This is a genomic window from Bacillus multifaciens (assembly GCF_030756675.1).
Classification (GTDB): Bacteria; Bacillota; Bacilli; order Bacillales; family Bacillaceae_G; genus Bacillus_A; species Bacillus_A multifaciens.
Genome location: NZ_JAVBXD010000091.1, coordinates 1 through 976 on the forward strand (window position 1 = coordinate 1; position 976 = coordinate 976).

A 976-nucleotide genomic window follows, 5' to 3' on the forward strand; every position below is an offset into this window, starting at 1 on the left:
CAAACATTGTGCAAGGTTACTTAAGTTCAAATCTTCTACAACAATGGCATGATAATCATTGGTTATCTGATTACTTTTCTTGTGTAGAAAATCTTTTCTTTGGTTTTTTGCTTTTGTTGTTACTTTTTGATATTCTTTCACTTGCTTTTCATAATTTTTACTATATACGATATTTCCTATTTCATCTGTTTTTGCATTGTTCTTTTTGCGAGCTAAGGATTTATTGATTCTTCGTTGCCTTTTTTCTATGATTTTGTTATACCGACTGTACTGAGCTGTTCGTCCTTCGCTGTCTACATACAATTCGCTTTGACTGTAATCTAGTCCAATTACTTCGTCAGCAATCACGAATTCTACTTGTTTTTCATTTGGACAAAAATAATCAACAGAAAGAGAAACAACATATTTTGTTCCTTCTCGCTTAATTGTTGCTTTTTTAATGATTCCATCAATCGGTAATTCTCCATGTAGATGAATAGAAATACCTTCTTGAAACTTTGGAATACATAAAAAATAAGAACCGTTTTTTTGTGTAATTTTTATGTTTCCGTTGGTTTGATTCGTAGTATAGCTTAATTTCCCTTGTTTTTTACTATGGAATTTAGGCATACCTTTTATGTCTTTCAACGTAGGAACATAACCTATTGTTTTTATCTTTTTACGAACCGACTTTTTATATTGAATAGGTTGTTTCGCGTAGGTTTCATTATATTTTTTAATAGCTGCCTGGAATCTCATTTTTGCGTCATTATAAACAAAAGAATCATTACTTTTATCTAAATAATCATATTTGACCGTGATCGTTGTATAATTCGGAACTTTATAACGAATAAATCCACTTTCAAAACCGATAGATTCTAAATATTCATACAAACCAGAGACATATTCGTTATACACTTTTCGTTCACATCCAAACGATTTTTCTAATTTCGTTACTTGTTCAGGTGTGGGAAAAATAGCGTATCGAAATGCATAG

Annotated in this window: 1 protein-coding gene; it reads right to left on the reverse strand. The window is 30.6% G+C overall.

Annotation, left to right across the window (positions count from 1 at the left end; translation table 11 throughout):
• Window positions 1-976 (reverse strand): RNA-guided endonuclease InsQ/TnpB family protein (locus tag Q9306_RS24495; RefSeq protein WP_306203235.1); only part of this gene is annotated, 976 nt, incomplete at both ends.